This window comes from Lentimicrobium sp. S6, assembly GCF_013166635.1.
Taxonomy (GTDB): Bacteria; Bacteroidota; Bacteroidia; order Bacteroidales; family UBA12170; genus UBA12170.
In genome coordinates, this window is sequence record NZ_JABKBZ010000314.1 from 1 (window position 1) to 316 (window position 316).

The 316-nt window shown below is 30.7% G+C and carries 1 protein-coding gene; it reads left to right on the forward strand.

The window, feature by feature from the left end:
- Positions 1-316 (forward strand): transposase (locus HNS40_RS22855; RefSeq protein WP_172285005.1); only part of this gene is annotated, 316 nt, incomplete at both ends.

Consider the following 316-nt stretch of genomic DNA (forward strand, 5'->3'; position numbering starts at 1 on the left):
TTTCACTAAAAAACCTAAAGACCAAAGGAAAGAAACCTAAGCGTTGCAGAAAATTAAACTACTACTATCATCATCATATATCAGATATTGATGGAGTTAAGGTTGTTGTCTTCATTTCAAAAAGAGGGGTTAATGGTAAGTGGCATACAATACTTTCAACAAATACAAACCTTAGTTTTATAGAGATAATTGAAATCTATAGCATTAGATGGACTATTGAAGTCTTTTTTAAGGAGGTTAAACAATTATTCAAATTAGGCACCTGTCAGTCTACGAATTTTGATGTCCAAATAGCCCAAACTACTATTATTATGAT